This is a genomic window from Leptospira ilyithenensis (assembly GCF_004771005.1).
In the GTDB taxonomy this organism is placed as follows: Bacteria; Spirochaetota; Leptospiria; order Leptospirales; family Leptospiraceae; genus Leptospira_A; species Leptospira_A ilyithenensis.
Genome location: NZ_RQHV01000005.1, coordinates 1 through 23,458 on the forward strand (window position 1 = coordinate 1; position 23,458 = coordinate 23,458).

Genomic DNA, 23,458 nt, shown 5'->3' on the forward strand with positions numbered 1-23,458 from the left:
CTTGCTCGTTTTCCATAACAACAGATCACTAAATGCTATACCACGTACAAGAACTTTATGGGTAACGGGATGGGTGGTTAACCCCTCCCAAATCAGGGCGGGGATACCAAAATCCAATCTTATAAGAAAGCTCAGCTTTGCACAAAATAAATAGATCCGAAGCATACAAACATAGATAAAGTTTCTTTTCTCTTAAAGGCCAGTGAGATGTTTCTCGCGGTGGCGGAGGCAGGGATGCCGGAGCTTTTTCGTCGGAACAGGATGTTCCGCGAAAAAGAGCGAGGAACATCGAACGTTTTATGCTTTCTCCAAAAGCTTAAGAACCACCGCCTTCTGCGCATCCAATCTGTTTTCCGCCTGGGTGAAAATAATCGATCTTTCGTTTAACACGACTTCTCTTGTAATTTCGTAACCTGCATGAATTGGCATGTCATGCATTACTTTCGCTTTCGTATGTTTTAACAGTTCCGAATTGATCTGATACGGCATCATCAGTTCGATTCTTTCTTCTTTTTCCTTTTGAAACTTAGGATCGTTGAAAAATTCCATATCAACCCAGGTGTCCGTATAAACATAATCAGCATCCCGGACAGCGGTTTTTAGGTCTTTTTCCCAGGAAATGGTGCCTTTGGATTTTCCTCTTTCTATTACCTCCGGCACAATTGAATCGGGACTTGCAATTGGTGTTACCAGTGTTAGATGAATCCCGAGCGCAGCTGTGATTCCGACGAGAGAATTGACCACATTATTATGAACGCCGATATAACAGATTTTTGTTTTTTTCCAATCCTTCGGTCTGTCCATAACTATTGTTAGTATGTCTGCGAGTGCTTGGCAGGGATGAAATAAATTGCAACAACCGTTGATCACAGGAACTTTGGATCCGCTTTGCAAAATCAACAGATCTTCGTTGCGTTTAAGTCTTGCCATAATGATGGAAACATTTCGGGAAAGATATTCTGCTTCAAAATCAATATCGGATAATAAAAAATTGGAAGACATCCAATCTAAAAAGATAGCATGACCCCCGAGTTCCGTCATGCCCGCTTCGAAGGAAACTCTGGTTCTCGTGGAAGTTTTTTGGAAGAGCATGGCCATGGAACGACCAGCCATATGACCTGAGAAAAAGACTCTGTTTTGTTTTACGTATACCGCAAAGTCGATTAACTCTGCAATTTGGTCGTCAGACCAATCCTTCCAGGAGATGAGATGGGTGAGTGTAGACATGATAATCGCCTACATTGATTATCGGTGCGAATCTTTGCAGTGTTAAAGAAAGAGAGGAAAAATTACCGGAGCTTTGAATGAATCTTCCCGCTCCGGTTGCATTTTTCAATTAGGCAGCAGCCATCGAACGCGCGATCAGAACGTCTGGCAGTAGAAATTCTTCCGAAAATTTCAGGCCGAATTCGGTTCCTTCGCTTGTCTCTCTGATCCAAACGATTTTGCCACTGTATTTGATCTTGGATCGGGTCAAATCGCTTTCGATGATTCCCACGAGAATGTCCTTCTCTTTGATTTCAGACCCCATTTCGACTAGGCCGCTGACTCCGATCTCTGAGATGTCCCGGATGCTTGCAAGAAGGTACTCAGGTGTTTCGTTCTTTGAGTATACTTTTAATACGAAGTCATCCCAGGCGTTGGAAAAGATTCTTTGTTTTGCTCGAGATTCTAACATTTGATTTATCTCCTAGAATTACAGTCCTTCTAATGCATAAATCATGCCAGAACCGTGTTTAGCCAAAAGAAATCGCCACGGAACAAAAAATTCATAATCCTGACCTATTTTGCTCTATCGTTGATCAAACTGACATAAAACAAATTGCAGATTGCTTAAAAAACGAACGTTTTAGAATTATTCTAAATTTTTCTATACTTAAGGCAACCCTCTCAGAATATGTCCATAATTACACTAACAGAGGACATGGTATGAAACAAATAAATAAAATTTATACTCCAATCGTTTTCCTTTGTTTTGCGGTCGCGGCCTGTGGTCCTTCCCAAGAAACAAAAGAATTGCAAATGAGAGCAAAAAAAATAATTGGAGCTCTTCCATCTAAAATGCCCGGATCTGAAAAAGATACACCTGAACTGGTTTCTCTCGGTAAAAAACTTTATTTCGAGAAAAGACTTTCCCAAAATAATACTCAATCCTGCAATTCTTGTCATAATATCGAAGGAAAAGGTGCCGGAGTGGACAACCTTCCTACTTCTCCGGGTGCTTTCGGCAAAAACGGAGATAGAAACTCTCCCACGGTCTTAAATGCAGGATATCATTTCGTTCAATTCTGGGACGGGCGAGCAGCGGATTTGAAGGCGCAGGCCAAAGGTCCGATCCTCAATCCGATAGAGATGGCAATGCCTTCCGAAGCTGAAGTGCTGAAACGATTGAACGCAGATTCGGAATATCCCGGTTTATTTGCAAAAGCATTCCCGAATGAAAAGATCGCAGTTACTTACGATAACGTTGCTGAAGCGATCGCTTCCTTTGAAAGAACGCTTGTGACTCCGTCGCGATTTGATGATTTTATTAACGGTGATCATACTGCTTTGGATGAGGATGAAAAGGACGGTTTGTATACGTTTATTTCATCAGGTTGTACATCCTGCCATTCGGGAACTGCGCTTGGCGGAAATTCGTTTAGAAAACTGGGACAAGTCAATCCTTATGATACAACCGACTTCGGTCGTTTTAATGTTACAAAAATAGCCGAGGACAAACATTTTTTCAAAGTTCCTTCTTTGCGTAACGTTAGTTTGACGGCTCCTTATTTCCATGACGGAAAAATTGCAACCTTGGAAGATGCAGTACAAAAAATGGCATATCATCAGTTAGGTCAAAATCTTTCGAACGCCGATACCGATAAGATCGTAAAATTTTTAGGAACCCTTTCCGACAAATCCAGAACCAATTAAACCTGATTCTCTTAAAAACCCTCAAATCTTTCTTTCGATTCCGAGGGTTTTTTTCTTTCCCCTAGATCTAGTATCCGTAATCGTTTCTACTATGCAGACCAGTTTACACGACCAATTGTTTCAGTGGATGAAAACCTATGCTTACAGATACTCTGAGACAGCATTTCGTTTAGCTAGCGGAATGGAATCCCATCATTATTTTAATTGTAAAGAACTCACCCTCCACCCGGAAAGACTTTCCGCACTGGCAGATTGTATGGTTGAGGAGCTCATTCCCAAACTCATCGGAGATTTTCAAGCAGTCGGTGGACTCACCCTCGGTGCGGATCCAATCGCTTATGCATTGTCTTTGGCTTATCAAAAAAAAGGTAAATTGATTTATCCTTTGGTAGTTCGTAAGGAAGCAAAAGGTCACGGAACCGGACAACAGATCGAAGGTTTCTGGAAAGACATTAAGTCTTGTTTGGTGGTAGACGATGTGATCACTACGGGAGGTTCTACTTTGAAAGCAGTGGCCGCACTTAGGGAAGCCGGGATCGAGGTGACCAAAGGGATTTGCGTTTTGGACAGAGAAGAGGGCGGAAAGGAGGCTTTGGAAAAACAAGGAATCAGAATGGTTTCTCTATTCAAAAAAGCAGAGTTTATCGTATGAGTAAAAAAATATTTTCTTATAATGTGGAATCTTTTCGGAAAAAACTGATCATTCGGACCAGTTTGGTTTTATCCATGTTTCTTCTTTTTTTGATTTATAATACGTTTCAATTGCCCGGATCGGAAAGAGGAAAGTTTCTTATGATCTTTACTCCTTTGTTTTTTCTACTTGTATGGTTTATGAAAAAGAACTTCAGCAAACAGGTGGATATTTTAAAAAACGGCAGAGTTGAAATCGAAGGTGGTATGTTGAAACAATTCGATTCCGGAGGAAGTTGCGCGAGCATCCGTCTGAAAGATATTGAAAAGATCACCCAGGACAAGTTCAGATCTTACGACCGTTTGGTGATCGAAACGAAAGAAAAAATCTATCCGATTGTAAACATCAAAGACTTTACCGGGTTTAAGGAAACCGTAGAATCGAGCGCAAATGTAAAAGCGGAATTGGATGAAACGGAGATTAGCTTTTTTACCATTAGAACCGCTTTGTTCTTTGTTCCCAGCTTGGTGTTTGTCATCGCACTGTATATCCCGAACCTTCCTATCCGTTTTCCTTTTTTAAACAAAGAAACGGGAATGCTCTTTTTCAATATAAATCTGATCGTTTTCTTTTTGTATATGCCGGAAAAGAAAAACTACATTCTACCGGGATTTTCCTTGAAGAGAAGGATGCTCTTTATTAGTCTGATGGTTTTTTTCTTTCAGGTATACACTGCTCTCAGCAAGGCGGGTTTTTTCGTTTCCGAGCCGAAGATTTAAGGATTTGTTTTTTGAATGATACCTTGGCGCATCATATTCAATTTTGCCTGACAGTATCTTCTTAATTCTATCATATCCGCTTCGTATCTTTTCAAAAGTCTATCTTGACCAGTTCGTCCCTCCATCACTTGGAGGGTATCTCTTACCAGTTTAATGTCTTTTTCTTCTTTCAGCTTTCCCGATTGAATCAATTTTTTGATCACATCAAATTCATATTTGCGGAAGTGCACCCGAACTAAAAATTCCACGGAAAAAGCCTGAGTGGCCTTGACCCAATTCTGATCGACCTTTTCTTTCGGTGCTTCCCGAATCTGGTCGACTGCACGTTTTCCCGCTTCCTGTTCCCTTGCGTTCAGGAAAGGTGCCATCTCATCGACAGCATTCATCTCATCCCTATAAACTTCCTGTAGCTGGTTTCTTTTCCACTGATCCGTATATTCAAAGTTAGCTGTATTTAGAATACGGGAGTATTCTTCCAACATCACGACCAAATTGATTGATCTGCCCAGAGGTGTGTTGTTGTATTCCTTGATTTTGGGAAATAACTCTCTTGTGATTTGAAACGCGGACTTACGTTTGTAATTGCTTGACTCATAGAGTTTTTCCAAAGTATCTTCCGCTGATTTTTTCAAATCATTGAGTATGGATATATCAGCGCAAAGGTAAGCTTCTTCCCCGTATACGAATAAGTTGGGATCGGGTGCTACGATATTGATGATAAAAATATAATGGCTTTCTTTGAGGGAGCTAAGAACTTTGCGAATTTCTTCTTCCGATCTGCTGAAATGTCCGGCCCAGATACGAAGGAAGGTTTCCGATGTGGGAATCTTATCTTTTCCTTCCAAATTTTCTTTTTTAATTGCATCTGCAAGTTCGAGGGCAACCTTGATCGTTCCGGCCATGTTATCTGTTCTGGAGCAAAATCCTAATACTGTAAAGAATTATTCATAATTTAAACCTTTTCTAAGAGCCTTCCTACTGGCCTCTCTGTAGGGATAAAAGCTAACAAAGGCTGAGATAAAAGGAAGGGACAAAAATAAAACGAGAAGGACGGAACTAGGATAGTAAAAATCCAACACCCATCCGAATGCATTTCGATTGATTCCATAGACAACGATGGGAGATAGAATGAAGCTGTTTATGATACCGAGGAGTGTTCCGAAACCTATCAGATACAAAGATTGAGAAAAGACCAGGGAAAATAATTGAAACCTGCCTAGTCCGATCGACCGTAAAACAGATATTAAGTGAGTCTTTTCTCTCAGATTGTAGATTAGAGAGGATGTCATTGCAAGAATGGAGATGAAAACCGCCATGGACTTGAGGCTGTCCAAAATGGAAAAAACCGTTTTCATCCCGTTCAAATAAAGTTGTTTCAAACTATCCTGATCCAATATATCCAATTCTTTTGTTTCCGAATTCAAAACGGATTTTAGAATGTTTTTCTTTTTTTCATTTGTGTCGTTTCCTTTGAACTTTACCCGTATGGAATTATAATCCGATAAGGAAAACAATTCCTTGTATTTGTCCAAATCCATTATCAATGTTCCTCTTTCCGAGAAAAAAATGTTCTTTTTCTCCCTGGATTCGCATTGAGATTTTTCCTTTTTTTTTAGTTAAAATTTCAAGATCGTTTCCTTTGCACAATTTTTCTAAAAAACAAAAATTGGAGGAAACCAAAACTTCCTCTTTGTTCCAATCCTTGGGAAAAGGGAAAGCATGGATGGTATAAAAATTATCACCTATGATGAATTTGGGGTGAATGACAAACGGCTGGATCTTTGAGAATAGATTCGATCTTTCCAATTTGGACTCCAAGGAGGTGGGTACTCCCGGCCGGCCTCTGGAGAGTTTGGAAGGATTGATGACGGAATATTCGAAATCGTTTTCTTCCTCAGTCCACCTGATCAAAGTTTTTTCATAGCTGCCGGTCAGACAAGTGAGTGTCAATACCAATGATACTGACAACATAACAGTCGCAGATGTTAAGCTATGTGTCCAGGGTTCCGATTTGATTTCTTCCCATGCGATCTTCAAACTGGGAAAAAAATCAAACCGGTCTATTGCCCGAAAGAAAAAGGAAATCGTTTTTTGGATTAGAAAAGGAAATAGGGAAACAAAGCCCAAGATGATGCACCCGATTCCCAAAATTCCCCTCCATAGGGATTTGGGAGAGGAGTATAAGCCTAAAAAAATACCTGTGGCTACAAATAGGATTCCAACTACCAAAATCAAATTGGTGTTTTGTAAAATTGATTTTTTGATTATGGGTGATCTTTCCCTTAACAGATCGATGGGACGGATTCGATAGGATTTGAGAGAGGAAAGTGTGCCCGAAACCAAGGCCCCGAAAATCCCTATCAACAGGGAAGTAAGCAGTATTCCATCCGGAATTTTCGTATAACTGGCGATCTGCGAAGGATCAGTAATGGTGCTTTTGCCGGGAAGGAAGTCTGAACGATTTAGTGTGAATCCGAAAAAAATTCCGAGCAAACTGCCCGATATTCCCAGGAACAAAGATTGAGATAGAAAAAGAAACAGGTTTTGAAGCCGGGAAGTACCTATGCTTAATAAAATTCCCAACTCTTTTTTGCGGGATAAATAAAGACCTGTAAATGTATTTGTCACCATGAAGAAGGAAATGAGTACGGAAACCAATGAAACAATCATTAGGTTGATGCGAAGAGATCCGAGTGCTTTTCCCGCTCTGTCTTTCACTTCTTCCCTGGATTCGAACACCCATCCTTTGTTTTCTATCGATTTTAATTTTCCTTTGTCCGGTTCCGGGACTTCATAGCTTCCGTCTTTAAAATAAATTACAATCTGATCCGCCTTATCGGATGCGTCGCATATCTTCTGCGCCTGAACGATATCGGTAAGTATGAAGTTTCCTTCTTTATTTATGACATATGTGTTTTCCCGAATCAGTTTTATTTTTTTGCCGCAAAGCAAAACTTCCGTAGGATCGTATTCATCTAATATCTGTTTTGCTAATGACTGGCTGATACCGAAGGAAAAAGGACTTATCTTTTGATCGGAGTATTCTTTTCCCGTTTTCGTATATTGAGTGACCAGATCTTTTCCCAAAAAAACAAATTGGTGAAAGTTTTGATATTGATCCAAAAGATAACCTTCTCTTTGTATTTCGGGATCCATTCCTAAGGAATCTGGCAGAATTTCATTTATATCTTTCAGAATGGATTGGTTTTTTCCGTTTGGTTCCCCCGAGGGAATGAAATGTCCGTAAAACGATTCGCTTGGAAATCCCAATTGAAGATCAAGGACAGATTCCTCCGCACGAAACGAACCCAGACTTGTGACAAAATAGAGTGTGATTCCGAGAGAGATTCCTAGCAACGAAAAGAAAAATTTTGTTTTCTCTTCCTTTAGATAACCCCAAAGGAAAATCCGATAAAGTTGGATCATCTGATTTTCGTCTTACCGTCTAACATCTCTATTTGGGTGTTTCCCATTTTTCCCATTTCCGGATTATGAGTTACCATAAAAAGACTAAGTCCCAATTCCTGAACGCATTTATGAAACAGTTCCATAATCTGCAACGAGGACTTGGAATCCAAATTTCCCGTCGGCTCGTCCGCCAAAACCAGTTTCGGTTTGTGGACAATTGCACGTGCAATTGCCACTCTCTGCTTTTCTCCACCGGAGAGTTCCTTGGGAGAAAATTTCAATCTATGATTCAGGCCCACAAGGTCCAAGATGGCTTCGGCTTCCTTCTTAGCTTTCTTTTTGCCCATTCCACTTAAAAACAGAGGGAGCGCCACATTATCCGTTGCAGACAGATAAGGGAGCAAGTGAAAGAATTGAAATACGATTCCGATTGTAGTTCGCCTATATAGGGTTAGCTGGTTTTCGGTTTTTCCCGTCAATTCTTCTCCAAAAACGGTGATTTGTCCCGAATCTGCGGATTCGATTGCGGACAAAATGTTAAGCAATGTGGATTTTCCCGAACCGGACGGTCCCATAAGAGTGACTAGCTCATTGCCCGGGATGTTTAGGTTCAAATCCCGAAGGACAGGAACCTTCTCTTCTCCTTGCCTATAAGATTTTGACAATCCTGAAATTTGAATGTAGCTCGCAGTGGGATTCATAGATTTTTAATCGTCAGTTAAAAATATCTTTTCAATTTATAATTCAAATTTAGTTTGTACTGAGGAATAGAAAATATGGTATTTCGTTTAATTCTCATTATAGCGGTTACCCTCTTTTTTTCTAGTAAATCTCCTAGTATTACCCTTGCCAATATGGAAATGGGTGAGGTTGAAATTCAAGAGACTTCGGAAGGGGAGTTTTTTCCCAAACTTGAGTCCAAAAACAATTTAGCCTACCTTCCCATCCTCTACTTACTTCTTTCCTCTTTGACATTCAACAGGTTTCGAAGATCTGTTCTTTCCTTCCTCTATTTGATTTTTTTCTCCATTCACATGTTTCGTGGACCTCCGTCCTATCCTGCCTTCGCTTAAATTTCCTATTTTTTTTCTACATTCATAGTGAGGTTTTATGGAAGTGAACCGAAAGTTCTCCCTCCTTAGTTTTATTCTGGTAGGGCTATCCGCCCTTCTGCCATTGGTCATCTTTTTGCAATCCGGTGCAAATCCGCTTGGAGACGATTTTCCTATACTACTTGGTCTTATGTTGCAGGTTTATATCGGCCTTTCCGCATTTATGTTGGTTCAGTCTTATGAAACCGACAACAAAGGAAAGGTTGCCGTGGGGTATGCCATTTTTTGGGCTTCGCTTGGTGTTTGTTATCTGGCGGGAAAATCCATACTATTGCCTGTTGCCCTGGAGATAGCATCCTTTTCCACCATTCTGATTTATTCAGGAACCGAATTCGGGAAAAAACAAATTGAAAGTCTTGGTTCTCTCCTGCTTGCATCCGGGATATCCGCGATCTTTTTGGCCGCGTGGGTTTTTTTACCGACCGGAGACACTAGAGGGCTTGTGTTTCTTACGATAGCGCTTCTTTTGAAGTCCGGATTTTCCGGATTTCATATCTGGTTGCCGAAAGTAAACGAGGGTGGACCCTCACATGCATTAGGTGCTTTTGCAGGAGCTTTGGAAATTTTTCCATTATTGCTTTTCTGCAGATATGTAATGCCTTACTGGGAAGATCCGATCTTGTATCAGGTTTTATTTCCATTGGCTGCTTTGGGAGTATTTTTCGGAGGTATCACTTCCTTCTTTCACAAAGATCCGAAAAAGGCTTTGGCTTACAGTTCCATTGAATCGATCAATTTCCTTTGGCTTTGTCTTTCCATCGCAGGAATGTTTCAATCCGCAGAAGATCAGGATCTTATTTTCTTAAGCAAATCTTTCCATCTACTTTTTTTCATCAGTCTTTTGAATCATAGTTTCTCAAAAACATTTCAATTGTTCTCGGTGGGACTTGTGGCAAGACTTAGGAACTCAAGTTCTACGGATGATATGAAAGGGATAGGACGTTATATCGGGATTTCTCCTTTATGGATGGGACTCGGAACTTTCAGTTATGCGGTGATTCCGGGTACGATCGGTTTTATTTCCGAGTCCACATATCTTTTTCTGAATGCAAAGATTCTGGATATGCCTCTTGGTAGATCAGTATTTCTTCTGCCGGCGATGATCTTTATATTTTTCGGAATTATACTGGGCGGTTTTACTCATATCAGACTTTACATGAGTTTGTTTCTTTCCAACCCTGACCCAAACACCCGTTTGCCGGAATGGAACTCTACTAAACGATTTTGGGTTTTGGCATCCGTCGGAAGTTTGGGCTTGATGATTTTTCTTTTGCCTATCTTACTTCCTTTCATCCTGATGTTGCCTCCTCTTGCCCCTTATGTGGATGAAAGTTTCAGAGAATGGATTACCAGTCTTGCTTTGGTTTCCGGCGTTACTTTGGCATTTATATTAAGTTTGGTGGCGTTCAAGTGGGCACATAAGATTAACAAAAGAAAGTTCTGGGACTGTGGAAACGGTTATTTGGGTTTCGAACTCTCCATTCCCGCTTCCGTTTTCTCGGAGCCTCTTCGAAATTCATTAGGAAGGTATTTTTTAACCAAAGAAGGACGATCCATCATCGATCAGAATTTTTTAGACGGTTTTCATAAACTTTTGGATATGGGAAAATACTTTGTATCCAAAGAAGAACAGGAAGACCACGAAATAAGCAAATATCTTGCGATCTCTTCCATCTTTCTGATAGCGATTCTATCGTTATTAATTTTGGGGAATTGGGGGAAAATTTAATGAACCTGAATTCAATTTATCTGATCATCTATCAAATTTTTATATTTATCGCATTGCCTCTGGTTGCAGGCGGTATTGTAAGAAAGTTAAGAGCGAGAGCGCAAGGCAGAAAGGGACCGAAAGTCCTACAAGTATTTTATGAGATCAGAAAGTTTTTGGCCAAAGAACCCATCGACAATCCCAACTCAGGTATCTTCTCCGAGATTTCGCCTATCGTTGCCGTATATGCAGGTCTTGCCATCTGGTCGATTGTTGTATTTGAATGGGCTCCTTTTATATTGATCCCTTTCTTTCTTGCCATGTATCGATTTGCGTTCGTTAGTTTTGCAATGGAAACGGGAACTTCATTCGGAGGTCTTGGCTCCGGAAGAGAAATCCTTTTGTCCGTAATGGCGGAACCGACAATCATCCTTATGATCCTTGTGGCACAGTCCCACATAGAGATTTCAATGACTCCCGTCGGTGTCTTTATCGGTATCCTGTTTTTGGGATTGTCTTTCATAGCAATTCTCGCCGAACTCGCAAAACCACCATTTGATGATCCTAGGACGCATCTTGAATTGACTATGGTCCACGAAGCGATGATTTTGGAAGCATCGGGAAGAACGATGGGTTATTTGGAACTCGCAAGTCAGATCAAGCTGGTAAGTTTACTTGCTTTCCTTATCAAACTTGCTTTGGAACATTCCCAACTGTTTCCGGTTTCCGAAATGGGAACCTTTACGCGAGAATGTTTCGTTTTGCCGGGAGTGATTCTTCTTTCCGTCATACTTGGGCTTTGGGAAGCAAATTCGGTAAGAAGGCGATGGACTTGGATTCCCGAGTTTATGGGGCTTGCTTTTCTTGCCATATTGATTCTCGGAACTCTTGTTAAGTTATCATAGGAGTACATATGTTATACGATTTTATCTATTTATTACTCTTTCTTACCGGAATTGTCGTGCTTGTGGAAAACCGATTGCAGCGAATCATTATTTTTCTAAGCATTCAGGGTTTTTTACTGGTTTTTCCCGTTCTTCAAACTCATGAGGAGAATTGGAAACATTCTTTGAGCTTGATCACTCTTGTTGTTTTATTCAAAGGATTTTTGACTCCGTTTATTCTCAATTGGACTGCAAAAAAATCTCAAATGAAGGAAAGCACGGCACCTAAATTTGGTTATTTGGCTACTTTTCTTTTTTTGATATTGGGATTGGTTGTCGCCGTAAGAATCACCCAAGGTACAAGCGATTGGCCCATTCCGATTCATAAAATCGGACTCATTTACGTGATCCTGATGATCTACGTAGGGGTTTTGTGCTTTATTGTTAGGCGAAACTGGCTTGCTCTGATTGCGGGATTTTGCGTCTTTGAAAACGGAATCTTCGTTTTGACTTTGGTCTTGGACAAAGGGCTTCCGTTCGGATTGGAGTTCGGATCTTTCTTGGATGCAGTCCTTGTAATCGTATCTGCGGGGATTTTAAAACTCTCTCCTCATATGCACCGTAAAGGTAAACAAACATGAACGAATGTATATTTTATTTATCGGGGATCATCTCCTTTCTTGTAGTATTTGGGATTTTTATTTTTGCGCCTACAAAAGGACAAACCCGCATCCTATTATGGTCGATCCTTAAGGTTTTGTTTTTTTCAGCATTATTCTCTTCCTGGTTTACCGAGAATATTGTTTTGAAATGGATTTTGATCGAAGCGTCCACTTTGTTCGGAGCACTTCTTATATCTTCCAGCGGTACTGAAAAATCCTTTCATGTAGGTTGGAAGTTTTTACTGATCAATTCCTACGGACTGGGAATTGCATTTTTAGGAATAGTGATTCTGTTATTTGTGTCCACTCCTTTGGAGTCTCTCGATTTTTCTGCCTTAAAACAGGGGTTAACCGGTCAGTCGGGATTACTTATTGAAACGGGATTACTGCTCTCCGTTTACGGATATTCCGCGAAACTCGGTCTTGTTCCCAACCATTATTGGGTAGCGGATACCTATGCGGAAAGCCCGAGCCAGATTTCCTCTCTGATCGCTTCCTTTGTTCCGGTATCCGTCGCACTTGCACTGCGTCCTTTGATTCAGTTTGAGAAGGCTCTCAATCCTTCTATTTTCAATTCGGCAAACGGACTTTTGTTCATAGGAATACTTACGATTCTCTATTCTACCTGGGTTTTGCACCGCAGAGACGATATCAGAAGGCTTGCGGCAAAGGTCGCATTGTTTCATACCGGAATGCTTGCCGTCTTTCTATGGTTAGATGTTTCCGATTCCGTTTTCTATTTTCTTCTGGCGGCAACCTTACTCGTAAAGGTATTGGTTTTTGTTTCCATGGGAATACTTCGGATGGATTCGGGGCAAAGGATGATTGTCAATATTGCACAGAGTGATTCCCTTCATTCTGCATCCTTTTATTCTTACTTTGCCGCTTTGCTCGTTGCTTTCGTGTTTCCTCTATCTCCTATCTTTCTTTTGGATTTGGAAATCATTCGAATCGGTTTGGAAAGGAATTCAATTTTGCTCTTTGCATTTCCGATCCTCGGTTTGGTTTTTTTCTTTATCGCTTTGAACAAGATTTTACCGATCATCCGTCTTCCTCATCGGGATTTTAATTCCAATGTTCAGACAGTTCTTCGTATTCGGATATTTTTCTTTCTAATCAGCCTTATCGCGGCCTTGGCGTTAGGCATTTATGGGATGATTACTTTGGTAAACGGAGGTTTGGCAAATGCGTAAACCAACAGGTGTATTTTATTCAAATAACAGACAAAAATTCTACCACTTCCTAAGTGAAAACAATGTGGTTACGATGGAAGCGGTTCCCGATAAAAAAAGTGCAATCGACTTTTTAATGGATGATTCTTATCCGATTTGGGTTTTGCGTCATTCCCTCGGAAAAGATATGGGAGCTGAAGACTATTCCTCTCTTTCGGAGGAAGAATACCTTACGGATAAACGAAGTAAGGTGCTCGGGCTTCACCAAAAATCGGGAACGCTCAGAGATCCTTTTTTTCACGGACTCAAAGTTCCTTGTGCGAGCAATTCCTATTCTCATGCGGTCGGTCCGATACATGCGGGGATCATTGAACCCGGTCATTTTCGGTTCGTAGTGGAAGGAGAAACGATTCGTCACCTAACAATACGGCTAGGTTTCCAACATAGGGGTATTCAGGAAAGAATCAAAGGTCTTCCTCATTCGAAAGTGATGCATTTTTCCGAGACCATTTCGGGAGATTCAAGCGTTGCTTATGCGACTGCCTTCAGCAGAATCTATGAAGATGCAATGTCCATCCAGCCCTCAAAAGATGTGGAGATTTTCCGTTCTTTGCTCATCGAAACGGAAAGAATCGCCATCCACATCGGTGACTTGGGAGGACTTTCGGAAGATATCGGCTACTATCCGTTATTCGGTGTTTGCGCAACGGATAGGGGAGCGGGCCTTGGTCTTATGGAAAACTGGACCGGGAACCGTTTCGGAAAAGCTGCGGTTCGGCCGGGAGGGGTTGTGGTAAACTCCAAGCTGACTGCGAAAGATGCCAAAGCTGCGTTCTATAATCTGAAAAAAATATTCAAAAAGAACGTGGAACCTCAAGTGTTGAGAGCATTGAATGTTTCCACTATCAAGGAAAGACTGCAAGGTTGCGGGAAAATCACTCCGGAAGATGTCAACAAACAGGGATTTGTCGGTCAAGTCGCCCGTATGGCCGGAGTTTTGCAAGACCAAAGATTGACTGATATCGGTTATCCGGATTGGAAACCTTTGGCTCCTGCGGAGGATCAATATCATTTTTCGGGAGACGCCTGGGCAAGATTTTATCTACGTTATAAGGAGATCGAACAATCACTTCTTTGGATGGAAACTCAAGTGGAAAAATTGAATTGGGATCAAGTATGGTCCAGCTCTCCCGTGGAACTGACAAAGTCTGCGGTTCTCAAACCCGGGTTGTATTTCCAAACCGTAGAAGCTTGGAGAGGACCGGTTCTTGTTGCTTTGGATTTGAATGCGGAAGGACATGTTACGGATTCCTATATCCGTGATCCTTCCGTTTTGAATTGGCATGCGCTGGAATTGGCAGTTCGCGGGGAATTGATCGGAGACTTTCCACTCAACAATAAATCGTTTAATCTAAGTTACGTGGGGTTCGACTTATGAGATCTTTACTCGAAATCAAGAATATATTTTCACCTTCACAAATCATTGATTGGAAAAAGGCTTCTCCGGTTCATCCGAAGAACAGAGGGATTCCCGTTCCGACATTGAAAATCAAGGAAGGCGGCTGCAATGAGTGCAAGGTATGTGAAACGGAGTGTCCTACCCATTCGGTCAAAATTCTTTCCAATGATAGCATTCGGTTCGATTATGGTGCTTGTTTACAATGCGGTTCTTGCGTGACCGCATGCGGCAAGGATTATATAAAAAATTCCGGCTTTCTCTATGTATTCTCCAAAGACAGGGACAGTTTGCGTATAACATACACAAACGGCGAATTCACTCCTGAACCTGAACCTGCCGATACGGCGGAAGTGGCGGCTTTTCGTAAGTTAACCCGTACGAATGGATTTTTATACCGCGAAGTGGCAGCGGCAGGAAATAACTCCGTCGAATGCGAGTTAAATGCATCCTTCAACTCCGTTTTCGACTCGGAGAGAGAAGGGGTTCGCATCGTAGCAAGTCCAAAACATGCCGATGCAGTTGTATTTTCGGGACCTGTGTCGAAAGGAATGGAAGGTCCGCTCTCGGACGCCTGGGAAGTAATGGCGGGACCGAAGGCGTTGATTGCCTGTGGTACGGAAGCTGTGAGCGGAGGGCTCTATCCCAAGGGCAAACGCCCGAAAGAACCTGATCTTTTCATCGGAGGAGACCCCCCCAGACCGGACGTGGTTCTGCAGGCATTCCGTTATTTAATGGGAAGATTTTCTTTTTCTTTCCAAGAGGCGCTTCACAAATATATGCAATCTGAGAAATAAGGTATGTGGACTTAGAAAAAGAAGAAATCGTTCGTATACTTTATATCGAACCCAAGAAACGTTCTTTCGATAAAATCTCCGGTTTATTGAAAGAATGGTTTCACGACTATATAGAGATTGTTTGGCGCTCCGTCTATGAAAACGGATTGGAAGATTTAAAAAAAGGAAATTTCGATCTCTTGATTAGTGAAATTTCTTTCCCGGAGACAGGGGTATCGGAAGAAGATACCCTATCCGAGCTTGCTGAAATTGCAGGTCCTTTGGAAATCCCCATTGTTATTTTTTCAAACCCTTCCGAAAAAACGCTTCCGATCCAGGCTTTCCAGCTAGGTATCAATGAATTTTTCTCAAAAAAGAGAATCAAAAAAACTATTTTGGAACATCGGTTCCGCAATTTGTTTCGGGATATCTATCGCAAAAAAGTAATCGGTTTGCAGATGGACGACAGCCTGCGAAGATTCCAGGATTTATACGGAATGAATCAAACCGAGATCCAGGATTTGAATGCACTGGTTCGCCAGTTCAAAAAAGATCTGGAAAGCGAATACGCGGAAAAACTGAAGTTAGAGCACGAAAAGAAAAAGATGCAAAACGTATTCGGGATGTATGTTGATCCGATAGTTGTGGAAAGCATAATGAACAATTCGCTTTCTTTGGATCAAAAAGGAAAGGTTCAGGAAGTTTCCGTGCTTTTCTCAGATATCAGGGGTTATACGACTCTTTCCGAAAAACAGGAACCGCATCAGGTTATTTCTTTTCTAAATGAATATTTCACATCGATGACGGAAGTGATTCTGGGCTATGGAGGCATGGTGGACAAATACATCGGAGATTCCATCATGTGTTTGTTTGGCGCTCCTGTTTATCAGGAAGATCATAGACAAAATGCTCTGGACTGTGCAGTAGAGATGTTGCAGGTTTTCGAATTATGGCAGCCCAAATGGGAATCCATTTACGGTTTTATTCCTCAAATAGGAATTGGTTTGGCCTCAGGAGGAGTGATTGTGGGGAACGTAGGTTCTTTTCAAAAACTTTCTTATACTGCAGTAGGAGATACTGTCAATATGGCAAGCAGACTTGAGTCAATGGCGAAGCCTATGCAAGTTCTGGTATCGGAAGGATTGTACAATAAACTTCCCGATACCTATGCAACAAAATACAAATATGAAGAATTGGATCCTGTAAAAATCAAAGGCAAAGAAGGCCTTCATCGTATTTTAAGCGTGAAGACCTTATGAATTACAAAGTGGAACAGAACTGGTAAAGTTCGTTTACTTTTAATTTTTCTCCATAAACATCTATTAGTGGAGGGGTTTGATCTTTGCCGAGACCGAATATGGTTTGATAAGACTCATAAACGGAAAGAGTGTCAGGTTCTTTTTTACCATGGCCGGTCATTCTGGCTACGGTTCCTCCGAATCCGATGATCTGTCCTAGCACGGATTGTTCTTCCGGTTTTTTGGATTTGTCTTCAATCACTTCGATGATCTGATCGGGAAGTTTCCAAAGTCTGGCCGCTGCCGCACCCATTTCCACCGAATCCACTCCGAACGCTGCTTTTTCCAGATCGTACATACTTTTGTCAGTGGTCTGGAATTCTCCCAAAACCTCTACGTATTTTGCCCGATCGATCGTATTCAAAACGATTTTGCCCAGGTCTTGCATCAGTCCGCAGGTAAGAGAAAGTTCCGCTTCTTTGCGCATTTTCTTTTCTTCACATAAAAACTGAGCCAAGATTCCTTTTGCAATGGAATGATCCCAAACTTCGTCTCTGAACTTTTTATAGTTTCCTTGGCGGAAAAGTGAGTCAGTCATCGCCATTGCCACCATTGAGCGAACTGTCTTGAAACCAAGCCTTGTGATCACTTGTTTCATGTTTGCTACGGAGTTTCCCCTGGAAAAGAAAGGCGAATTGGCAAGCTTTAAGAGCCTCGCCACGAGTATTTGATCCGATTGGACTTTTTTTTCCAATTCCCCGAAGGAGAGTTCGTTGTCGTCTTCCAGAGATAGTATGGAAATAAGAACAGGTGGAACGATCGTCAGGTCTTTTATTTGTGTAAGGTATTCTGCTAAAGAAGACATAGATGACCTCTAATGCCAGATTTTCCTAGAATCCAAACCAGTAAAATAAAAAAGCCCCTTTCGGAGCTTACTTGTAGCCGGAGAATGTCACAAAACTTTAGTTTTGCGACATTCTGGCGAAATCCACACCTTTGTAATAATAGGATAGGATGTCTTTGTAATCGATACTTTCTTTTGCCATGGCGTAACTTCCCCATTGGGACAATCCCACACCGTGGCCCGAGCCCAAACCTTTCACAAAAAAGGTTCCGTCCGGCTCCCTTCGAATCCCAAACCTGGTGGATTTGAGTTTGGAAGCACCTAGTAATTTTCTAAGTTCGGTCGCTTTGATTCTTTTGGAGGATTTGGTTCCTATGATATCGATTTCATTGACTCTTGAGGAATTAAACCGGGAAGTTACGATCAGATCCTGGATTTCTCCGAGTCCCAAAGGAGATAAAAATTGATTCATTTGAGTCCCGGTAAGTTTGTCTTCCCAAGAGTAATTATCGCCTTCTTTATCGTAATCAGATCTAACACTCGCTAAATACTGAACCTGATTTCCCCAAACATTGATCGGATCTTCGGTGACTCCTCCGCTATTGGAGTGAAAAAAACTTTGAATGGGACTACCGTTGAAAACCAAAATCAATCCGGCGGTATCTTGTACTGCGTGCGTGGTATTCGAATTTTCTTTTGTGATACCTTTGTAAACTTGCGTGTTGGTTGTGGTATCCACATCATAAACTTGTTTTTTGCGTGATAACATCTCGCGAACAACATAAGTTCTTGCGCAGACTGCTTGTGCTTTCAGGGCTTCTTTCGGCCAGGAAGCGGGAACTTCCGAAGGAACTACGGAAAATAGATACTGTTCCATCGGAACCACATTGATGATAAATACTTTTCCATCCACCGGCTTCAGTTGGATCTCTCCGCGGTATTTGGCGCCTTTATATTCGATATAACTTCCGTTAGCTGTCAGTCGGATGGGAGCTTTCAGGGAAGTAGGATTGAGGCTTAAAATTTCATAAGCTTTTTTGATAGTCAGATCGTTTGCATCCAGTACTTCGATCGTAGCATCTGTTTTGAAAATTTCCTCTTCGGCGCCTTGCCCGAGAAGTACTCTTACTTTTGAAAACTCTCTGGCAGAATCAGGATGCGCCCAAGTTGAAACCACCATTGTCCGGCAGTTGAAACCGAAGATGATGAATAATAGTATGGCAATGGACTTGGCGAAATTCATATTCCCTCTCTTTTGTTACTTTCGGAAGAAAAGAGAGTTTTCCACTTTATTTTTTGAGTCTATTTTCTTTGAAAATGAATAACCGATTCCGTATGAGGGGTGTGAGGGTAGGGATCGATCAGGATTCCTTCTTTTGCGGTATAGGATTCCAGAAAAACCTTAACATCTTCTTTCTGACTCTCCGGGTTGCAGGAAACGTAAAAAACATCTTTAGGTCCGAAATCTCTGATCCATTCCGCTACTTTCTTTCCCGAGCCGGCACGGGGAGGATCCAAAATCAAAACCCCATCCTGAATTTTAGGCAAGGGACTCGCATCTATAAACAGGTTAGCCACTTGTGCATTGATTTCCACCTTAGGGAACTCACTACTTAACAATCGTTTTGCTGTCTCTATGGAAGAAGGTGTCAACTCGAAACAATGGATGGAAGAAAATCCTTTTCCGAACAGGAGCGAAAAAAATCCGTTTCCACAAAAAAGATCGATCAGAGTTTGTTTGTTTTCGGGAAGTCTTGCACGGATGAAATCCAGGATGGGAAGAAATCCCTCCGGGTTAGGTTGAAAAAAAGAATCAAAGGGAACAAAAAAGTTTTTGCTTTGTATGGTTTCCGTGTGACCGTCTTTTCCCCGTAATACGACAGACCTTCCCTGTGCCGAAACTTCGGATTTTACCCTATTGTAACAAAATACTATATTGTCGGAATGAAGGTTTGTTTTTGTTTCTTCCAAAAACAGATCATGATCGGCCTCTGTTTCAAAACCTTCCGTAAATGTAAAAATAATAGTGGATTCATTCGTAAATTTAGCTTTTCGGATGGTAACGTATTTGAGTCCGCCTTTTTCATCTCTTCTATCCCAGGGAAGGTTCGGAAATTTTTCGATGATGTTTCTAGTCCTTTGCAATTCCTCGTTTGCCCATTCGGTTTGAATGGAGCAGCGGAGAACATCCACTACATGGCGGAAATTTCCTTTCGCACGAAGTCCAACTTTTGGCCCGGGAAAAACGCTGAAATCCATTCTGGATCTGTAATGATAAATCGTATTTGCGGGAATGGGGTTCAGATCGATTGATAAGTCTTTGGCAAAAGAAGAAAGGATCGGTTCGAATTTGATTTCGGTCTGTTTATCGTATGATATATGTTGTGCGGAACAACCCCCGCAGGTTCCGAAGTGTTCACATTGAACCCCTTTCCATTCTGCTCTTTGGATATACCCGAGTAGTCTGATTTTTTTTTGGCGCCTTCTTTTTGAAGTGATTTCAATTGCCAATTCATCACCGGGGAGCGCGTAAGGGAAAGAAACCTTTTTTCCGTTAGGTGCAATTCCTTGTCCTAAAAAATCGGATGTGAGGCTATCTATAACAATTTTATCCAATGTTTTATTCTTGCCAGACCTTATTGATTTTTATATACTTTCGGACATGGTTTCACTGCAAAGGCTCTTTTTATCTTTTCTTGCATTCGGTTTTACTTCCCTGTTCGTTACCCAAAGTCTTTCGGCGCAGATAGTATTTACCGGCTCCATTCTTGATTTGAGATCGGAAAAGGCATTCGGGCAACCGGGACAAAAATGGTCCTTCCGTCCGGGAGATTCCCAATTGCTCTTGGAAAAACCGAAGACGACAAACCAAGACGACTTGGATCCGGAGTATGATTCCGTAGAATCTCTCCGATTTGCAAATGCGGAAAATTCATTGGAAGGTGTCGCGCGCAACGGATGGATTTCCGGTTTTGCCATCCAGACTTCCTGGGACAAAGTAAAAGACGGAGACGGAGAAATTTACTTTCCCGACTTCCGGGATTATTTCGAAAAGTACAAAGGGTACGGTTGGTATAGAACGGAAGTTATTATCTCGGATGAGGATTTAAAATCCAAATTCCGTTCCCGTTATCTTACCGTTCGTTTAGGTCAGATCAGTCAAGCGGATGCGGTGTATTGGAATGGAAAGTTCATAGGAGGAACAGGGCTTTATTTGGATACTCCTCCCGATACCGTTTTGGAAGATAAATCCTTATTTGCAGACAAGACGAGATTTTATAGAATCCCTGTAGGTCAGGTTGACACGAATGCTCCGAATGTTTTGGCCATTCGTGTTTTCGCCAAATATCCGTTAAGTCCCGGACTCTCTCACGATAAATTTTATATTTCTTCCCAAAGATACTCCGAACGCGCGGAATACTGGAATGATTTCAAAAAAATATTCGTAATCGTTCTCACCGTGATTCTGGGAAGTTTTTATCTCTATTGGCAGTTCTTGTTCCGTAAGGATGAACACGCTACCATTTATTTTTCGTTAGGTTCTATTTTTATGGCGGTGAATACTCTTTTCCAAAGTCAGATCATCTATTCGATCCTAAACGATGGATTTTGGATTAAAAAAATAGAATACGCCTCCTGGATTCTGCTCGTTCATTTTCTATTTAATTTTGTGGTTCAGTTTGCAAAAGTCCATAAAGGATGGATTCGCAAAGCGAACCGCATCGTCGATACATTGGGGATAGTTGCTTTTTTCGTTCTGTTTGCTCTTCCCAATCTTTATTTTCTGTCACAATTCTTTTTTTATTGGTCTTTTGTAACGGTTCTTCTCGGGCTTTCTCTCTGTTATATCATTTTCCTCGGTAGAAAAGTTCCTTCTATGGGAACCGTGTCCGTAGGTATTCTGGCCATGATACTTTTGCTTTTGAATGATATCGTTGTGGAAATGCAATGGGAGTGGTATCCCAGCCAAACATTTGTAAAAGACTATGCGTTTGCGGGATTTTCCGTTTCAGTAGGTCTTTCCATCATTCGCAATATGGTGGAGTCCAGAAAACTGGTTGAGAAACAAAAAGAGGAAAAGATGCGGTTATCCCGTTATTTTTCTCCCGCAGTAATGGAAACAATTGTAAACGATAGTATCAAGTTAGGTGGAGAGGAAAGGGACATCGCAACTCTTTTTTCGGATATTGTAGGATTTACTACTTTCTCGGAACAAAATCCTCCCGCAGTGGTACTTGCCAATTTGAATACGATCTTCGAATCTTTGTCCGAATTGATTTTTCATTATTCCGCCACCTTAGACAAGTTTATCGGTGATGCTATTATGGCATTCTGGGGAGCTCCTAAAAAAACGGACTTGGACGCTTATCATGCGATTGCTTGCGCGGTGGAGATGCAGAAGAGAATGATTAAAATCAACGAAGACTTGGGAGTTCCTCCCGGAACCTTCCGCCTCAGGATAGGAGTCAATTTCGGAGAAGCGATCGTGGGCAATATCGGGTCCGTAAAAAGAATGGATTATACTGTTATCGGAGATGCTGTGAATACGGCAGCAAGACTGGAAAGTCACGGAGTTCCGGGAAAGGTTGCCGTTTCCGAAGCCGCCTATCTGGCCGCAGGTGGTGATCGGTATTTGAGATACGAAGAAAGCAGGGAACTTACTTTGAAAGGAAAAGCGGAGCCGGTAAAAGTTTATTTTGTAACTGAGGTTCTGCCAAGAAGTTTTTAATCTTCTTGGCTAAGCCAGTTTAGTCTTTCTTTTTCAGGCAATTTTTCGATAGAATAACGAAGCATGGTTCTTGGCATTTTGGAAACATGTTTTGTTAAAAATAGGATTAATTGCTTTTTATCTCTTTTACCTATTTCCCGTAGCATCCAACCGCTTGCTTTGTGAATCAAATCCTGTTTGTGATCTAAAAACAATTCACACATGATCAGTGTGTCCGCAAATTCTCCCTTTTTGATAAAGTGAAAGGTGGACATGATACCGATTCTATTTTCCCATAGATTTTTTGTTTTGGTCAGATCGTGCAGATATTTTGTATTTTTGCCGAAGTAGTGAGGGCCTAGAATTTTTTCCGCACTTGTATCCACCAAATCCCAGTTATTGATTCGTGAAAGATTGGATTTGTAGAAAGAAACTATATCCGATTTTTCCTTTTCCGACTTGGCGAGTTTTTCAAATTTTAAAACCAAAACTAGCAATCCCGTGAGTCTGGCTTCATGAAAATCCGAATGTAATAAGACGTGAATCTCTTTCAAATCCATATCTATATAGTGTCTCAGTGCAATCTTTCTTTGAATGGGAACAGTTACTCCGATGAATTTGTCACCATAGCCGTATTCTCCTTTTCCGGTTTTGAAGAATCTGGGAAAAAATGCCTCTTTCACCGGATCTTTTGCCGAAAGTAATTCTTCCAAGACGGGATTTATCTTTTTTTTCATATTCAGTTGTTAATGGAGACTGTTAGATGTTCTGCGCTTAATTTTTCCGCTACAGTTTCGCATTCTTCCGATGATCCTATAAAACAGATCGCTTTTCCGTTGTTATGTGCTTCGAGTGCGATTTTTTTTGCTTCTTTTTTCGATTTGAAGCAAATCTTCATAAGGCAATCTTCCACGTGACCGAAATCATTAATCAGATCATTGAAGAGTATGACTTTGGAAAAATAGACATTTTGGGAACTTTCTTCCGTTTCATCTTCAATGATTGTCTTTTCTGAAGGATTTTGATTCATAAGAATATAATTATGCGTTCTGCCTGTATATTTCAGTTCGGTCTGTGCCGCGTTCCAAAGCTCATCATGAGTCCGGCAGGATTCCCAATCATCCAAGTATATTGATATTCTCTCACATCCTTACCGTGATGGGA

Annotated in this window: 23 protein-coding genes; 12 read left to right on the top strand and 11 right to left on the bottom strand. The window is 41.3% G+C overall.

The window, feature by feature from the left end; genetic code table 11:
- Positions 1 to 297: 297 nt before the first annotated feature.
- Both EHS11_RS01680 and EHS11_RS01685 read right to left on the bottom strand, forming a co-directional pair.
- Positions 298 to 1,227 carry an ornithine carbamoyltransferase gene (locus EHS11_RS01680; RefSeq protein WP_135762691.1) on the bottom strand — a complete coding sequence of 310 codons (930 nt, stop codon included), beginning with the start codon at positions 1,225 to 1,227 and terminating at the stop codon, positions 298 to 300.
- Positions 1,228 to 1,336: 109 nt separating this feature from the next.
- Positions 1,337 to 1,678 carry an LEPBI_I2431 family sigma-54 regulated protein gene (locus EHS11_RS01685; protein WP_135762692.1) on the bottom strand — a complete coding sequence of 114 codons (342 nt, stop codon included), beginning with the start codon at positions 1,676 to 1,678 and terminating at the stop codon, positions 1,337 to 1,339.
- A 251-nt stretch (positions 1,679 to 1,929) separates the two neighbouring features.
- On the opposite strand from EHS11_RS01685, the gene EHS11_RS01690 reads away from it, so the two are divergent.
- The 3 genes from EHS11_RS01690 (at position 1,930) to EHS11_RS01700 (ending at position 4,326) form a co-directional block, all read left to right on the top strand.
- Positions 1,930 to 2,916 carry a cytochrome-c peroxidase gene (locus EHS11_RS01690; protein WP_135762693.1) on the top strand — a complete coding sequence of 329 codons (987 nt, stop codon included), beginning with the start codon at positions 1,930 to 1,932 and terminating at the stop codon, positions 2,914 to 2,916.
- A 91-nt stretch (positions 2,917 to 3,007) separates the two neighbouring features.
- A complete protein-coding gene (gene pyrE / locus EHS11_RS01695) occupies positions 3,008 to 3,568 on the top strand; it encodes an orotate phosphoribosyltransferase (RefSeq protein ID WP_135762694.1) in 561 nt (186 codons plus the stop codon).
- Positions 3,565 to 4,326, top strand: coding sequence for a hypothetical protein (locus EHS11_RS01700; protein WP_135762695.1), 762 nt, complete (start codon positions 3,565 to 3,567; stop codon positions 4,324 to 4,326). Before pyrE ends, EHS11_RS01700 begins: the two co-directional genes overlap by 4 nt.
- Here EHS11_RS01700 and EHS11_RS01705 read toward each other — a convergent pair.
- Genes EHS11_RS01705 through EHS11_RS01720 form a run of 4 tightly spaced genes read right to left on the bottom strand, consistent with a single transcriptional unit; the run spans position 4,323 to position 8,435 of the window.
- Positions 4,323 to 5,228 (bottom strand): hypothetical protein, encoded by a 906-nt coding sequence (locus tag EHS11_RS01705; protein ID WP_135762696.1) that lies wholly within the window; start codon positions 5,226 to 5,228, stop codon positions 4,323 to 4,325. The genes EHS11_RS01700 and EHS11_RS01705 overlap by 4 nt on opposite strands.
- Before the next feature lie 39 nt (positions 5,229 to 5,267).
- Positions 5,268 to 5,864: an ABC transporter permease gene (locus EHS11_RS01710; RefSeq protein ID WP_135762697.1), complete on the bottom strand. Its 597-nt coding sequence runs from the start codon at positions 5,862 to 5,864 to the stop codon at positions 5,268 to 5,270.
- The gene (locus EHS11_RS01715) at positions 5,818 to 7,752 is read right to left on the bottom strand and encodes an ABC transporter permease (RefSeq protein ID WP_135762698.1); all 1,935 of its coding nucleotides are present in this window, start codon (positions 7,750 to 7,752) and stop codon (positions 5,818 to 5,820) included. The genes EHS11_RS01710 and EHS11_RS01715 overlap by 47 nt, the downstream gene beginning before the upstream one ends.
- Positions 7,749 to 8,435, bottom strand: coding sequence for an ABC transporter ATP-binding protein (locus tag EHS11_RS01720; RefSeq protein ID WP_135762699.1), 687 nt, complete (start codon positions 8,433 to 8,435; stop codon positions 7,749 to 7,751). Before EHS11_RS01720 ends, EHS11_RS01715 begins: the two co-directional genes overlap by 4 nt.
- A gap of 75 nt (positions 8,436 to 8,510) precedes the next feature.
- Here EHS11_RS01720 and EHS11_RS01725 point away from each other — a divergent pair, with 75 nt between their 5' ends.
- From EHS11_RS01725 to EHS11_RS01760, 8 genes are read left to right on the top strand one after another with little or no spacing between them, the layout of a single operon-like run.
- Positions 8,511 to 8,807: a hypothetical protein gene (locus EHS11_RS01725; RefSeq protein WP_135762700.1), complete on the top strand. Its 297-nt coding sequence runs from the start codon at positions 8,511 to 8,513 to the stop codon at positions 8,805 to 8,807.
- 37 nt (positions 8,808 to 8,844) lie between these two features.
- The gene (locus EHS11_RS01730) at positions 8,845 to 10,575 is read left to right on the top strand and encodes a proton-conducting transporter transmembrane domain-containing protein (protein ID WP_135762701.1); all 1,731 of its coding nucleotides are present in this window, start codon (positions 8,845 to 8,847) and stop codon (positions 10,573 to 10,575) included.
- Between the two features lie 5 nt (positions 10,576 to 10,580).
- A complete protein-coding gene (locus tag EHS11_RS01735; RefSeq protein ID WP_425460526.1) occupies positions 10,581 to 11,459 on the top strand; it encodes a respiratory chain complex I subunit 1 family protein in 879 nt (292 codons plus the stop codon).
- Between the two features lie 8 nt (positions 11,460 to 11,467).
- The gene (locus tag EHS11_RS01740; protein ID WP_135762703.1) at positions 11,468 to 12,079 is read left to right on the top strand and encodes a formate hydrogenase; all 612 of its coding nucleotides are present in this window, start codon (positions 11,468 to 11,470) and stop codon (positions 12,077 to 12,079) included.
- A complete protein-coding gene (locus tag EHS11_RS01745; RefSeq protein WP_135762704.1) occupies positions 12,076 to 13,293 on the top strand; it encodes a proton-conducting transporter transmembrane domain-containing protein in 1,218 nt (405 codons plus the stop codon). The genes EHS11_RS01740 and EHS11_RS01745 overlap by 4 nt, the downstream gene beginning before the upstream one ends.
- Entirely contained in the window at positions 13,286 to 14,710 is a 1,425-nt protein-coding gene (locus tag EHS11_RS01750) for a hydrogenase large subunit (protein WP_135762705.1), read from the top strand. Before EHS11_RS01745 ends, EHS11_RS01750 begins: the two co-directional genes overlap by 8 nt.
- Positions 14,707 to 15,525 (top strand): NADH-quinone oxidoreductase subunit B family protein, encoded by an 819-nt coding sequence (locus tag EHS11_RS01755; protein ID WP_135762706.1) that lies wholly within the window; start codon positions 14,707 to 14,709, stop codon positions 15,523 to 15,525. Before EHS11_RS01750 ends, EHS11_RS01755 begins: the two co-directional genes overlap by 4 nt.
- A gap of 5 nt (positions 15,526 to 15,530) precedes the next feature.
- Positions 15,531 to 16,763, top strand: a complete 1,233-nt coding sequence (locus EHS11_RS01760) for an adenylate/guanylate cyclase domain-containing protein (protein ID WP_135762707.1) — start codon at positions 15,531 to 15,533, stop codon at positions 16,761 to 16,763.
- Between the two features lies 1 nt (position 16,764).
- Here the strand turns inward: EHS11_RS01760 and EHS11_RS01765 are convergent, their stop codons facing one another.
- The 3 genes from EHS11_RS01765 to EHS11_RS01775 form a co-directional block, all read right to left on the bottom strand.
- On the bottom strand, positions 16,765 to 17,607 hold the full coding sequence (locus tag EHS11_RS01765; protein WP_135762708.1) for an HDOD domain-containing protein: 843 nt from the start codon (positions 17,605 to 17,607) through the stop codon (positions 16,765 to 16,767).
- 97 nt (positions 17,608 to 17,704) lie between these two features.
- Positions 17,705 to 18,829: a SpoIID/LytB domain-containing protein gene (locus tag EHS11_RS01770; RefSeq protein WP_135762709.1), complete on the bottom strand. Its 1,125-nt coding sequence runs from the start codon at positions 18,827 to 18,829 to the stop codon at positions 17,705 to 17,707.
- Between the two features lie 59 nt (positions 18,830 to 18,888).
- A complete protein-coding gene (locus tag EHS11_RS01775) occupies positions 18,889 to 20,202 on the bottom strand; it encodes a class I SAM-dependent RNA methyltransferase (protein ID WP_135762710.1) in 1,314 nt (437 codons plus the stop codon).
- A gap of 46 nt (positions 20,203 to 20,248) precedes the next feature.
- Here EHS11_RS01775 and EHS11_RS01780 point away from each other — a divergent pair, with 46 nt between their 5' ends.
- Positions 20,249 to 22,315, top strand: a complete 2,067-nt coding sequence (locus tag EHS11_RS01780) for an adenylate/guanylate cyclase domain-containing protein (RefSeq protein WP_135762722.1) — start codon at positions 20,249 to 20,251, stop codon at positions 22,313 to 22,315.
- Here EHS11_RS01780 and EHS11_RS01785 read toward each other — a convergent pair.
- Positions 22,312 to 23,031: a DNA alkylation repair protein gene (locus EHS11_RS01785; protein ID WP_135762711.1), complete on the bottom strand. Its 720-nt coding sequence runs from the start codon at positions 23,029 to 23,031 to the stop codon at positions 22,312 to 22,314. The genes EHS11_RS01780 and EHS11_RS01785 overlap by 4 nt on opposite strands.
- Positions 23,032 to 23,033: 2 nt before the next feature.
- Positions 23,034 to 23,420: an ATP-dependent Clp protease adaptor ClpS gene (locus EHS11_RS01790; protein WP_246047512.1), complete on the bottom strand. Its 387-nt coding sequence runs from the start codon at positions 23,418 to 23,420 to the stop codon at positions 23,034 to 23,036.
- Between the last annotated feature and the right edge of the window lie 38 nt (positions 23,421 to 23,458).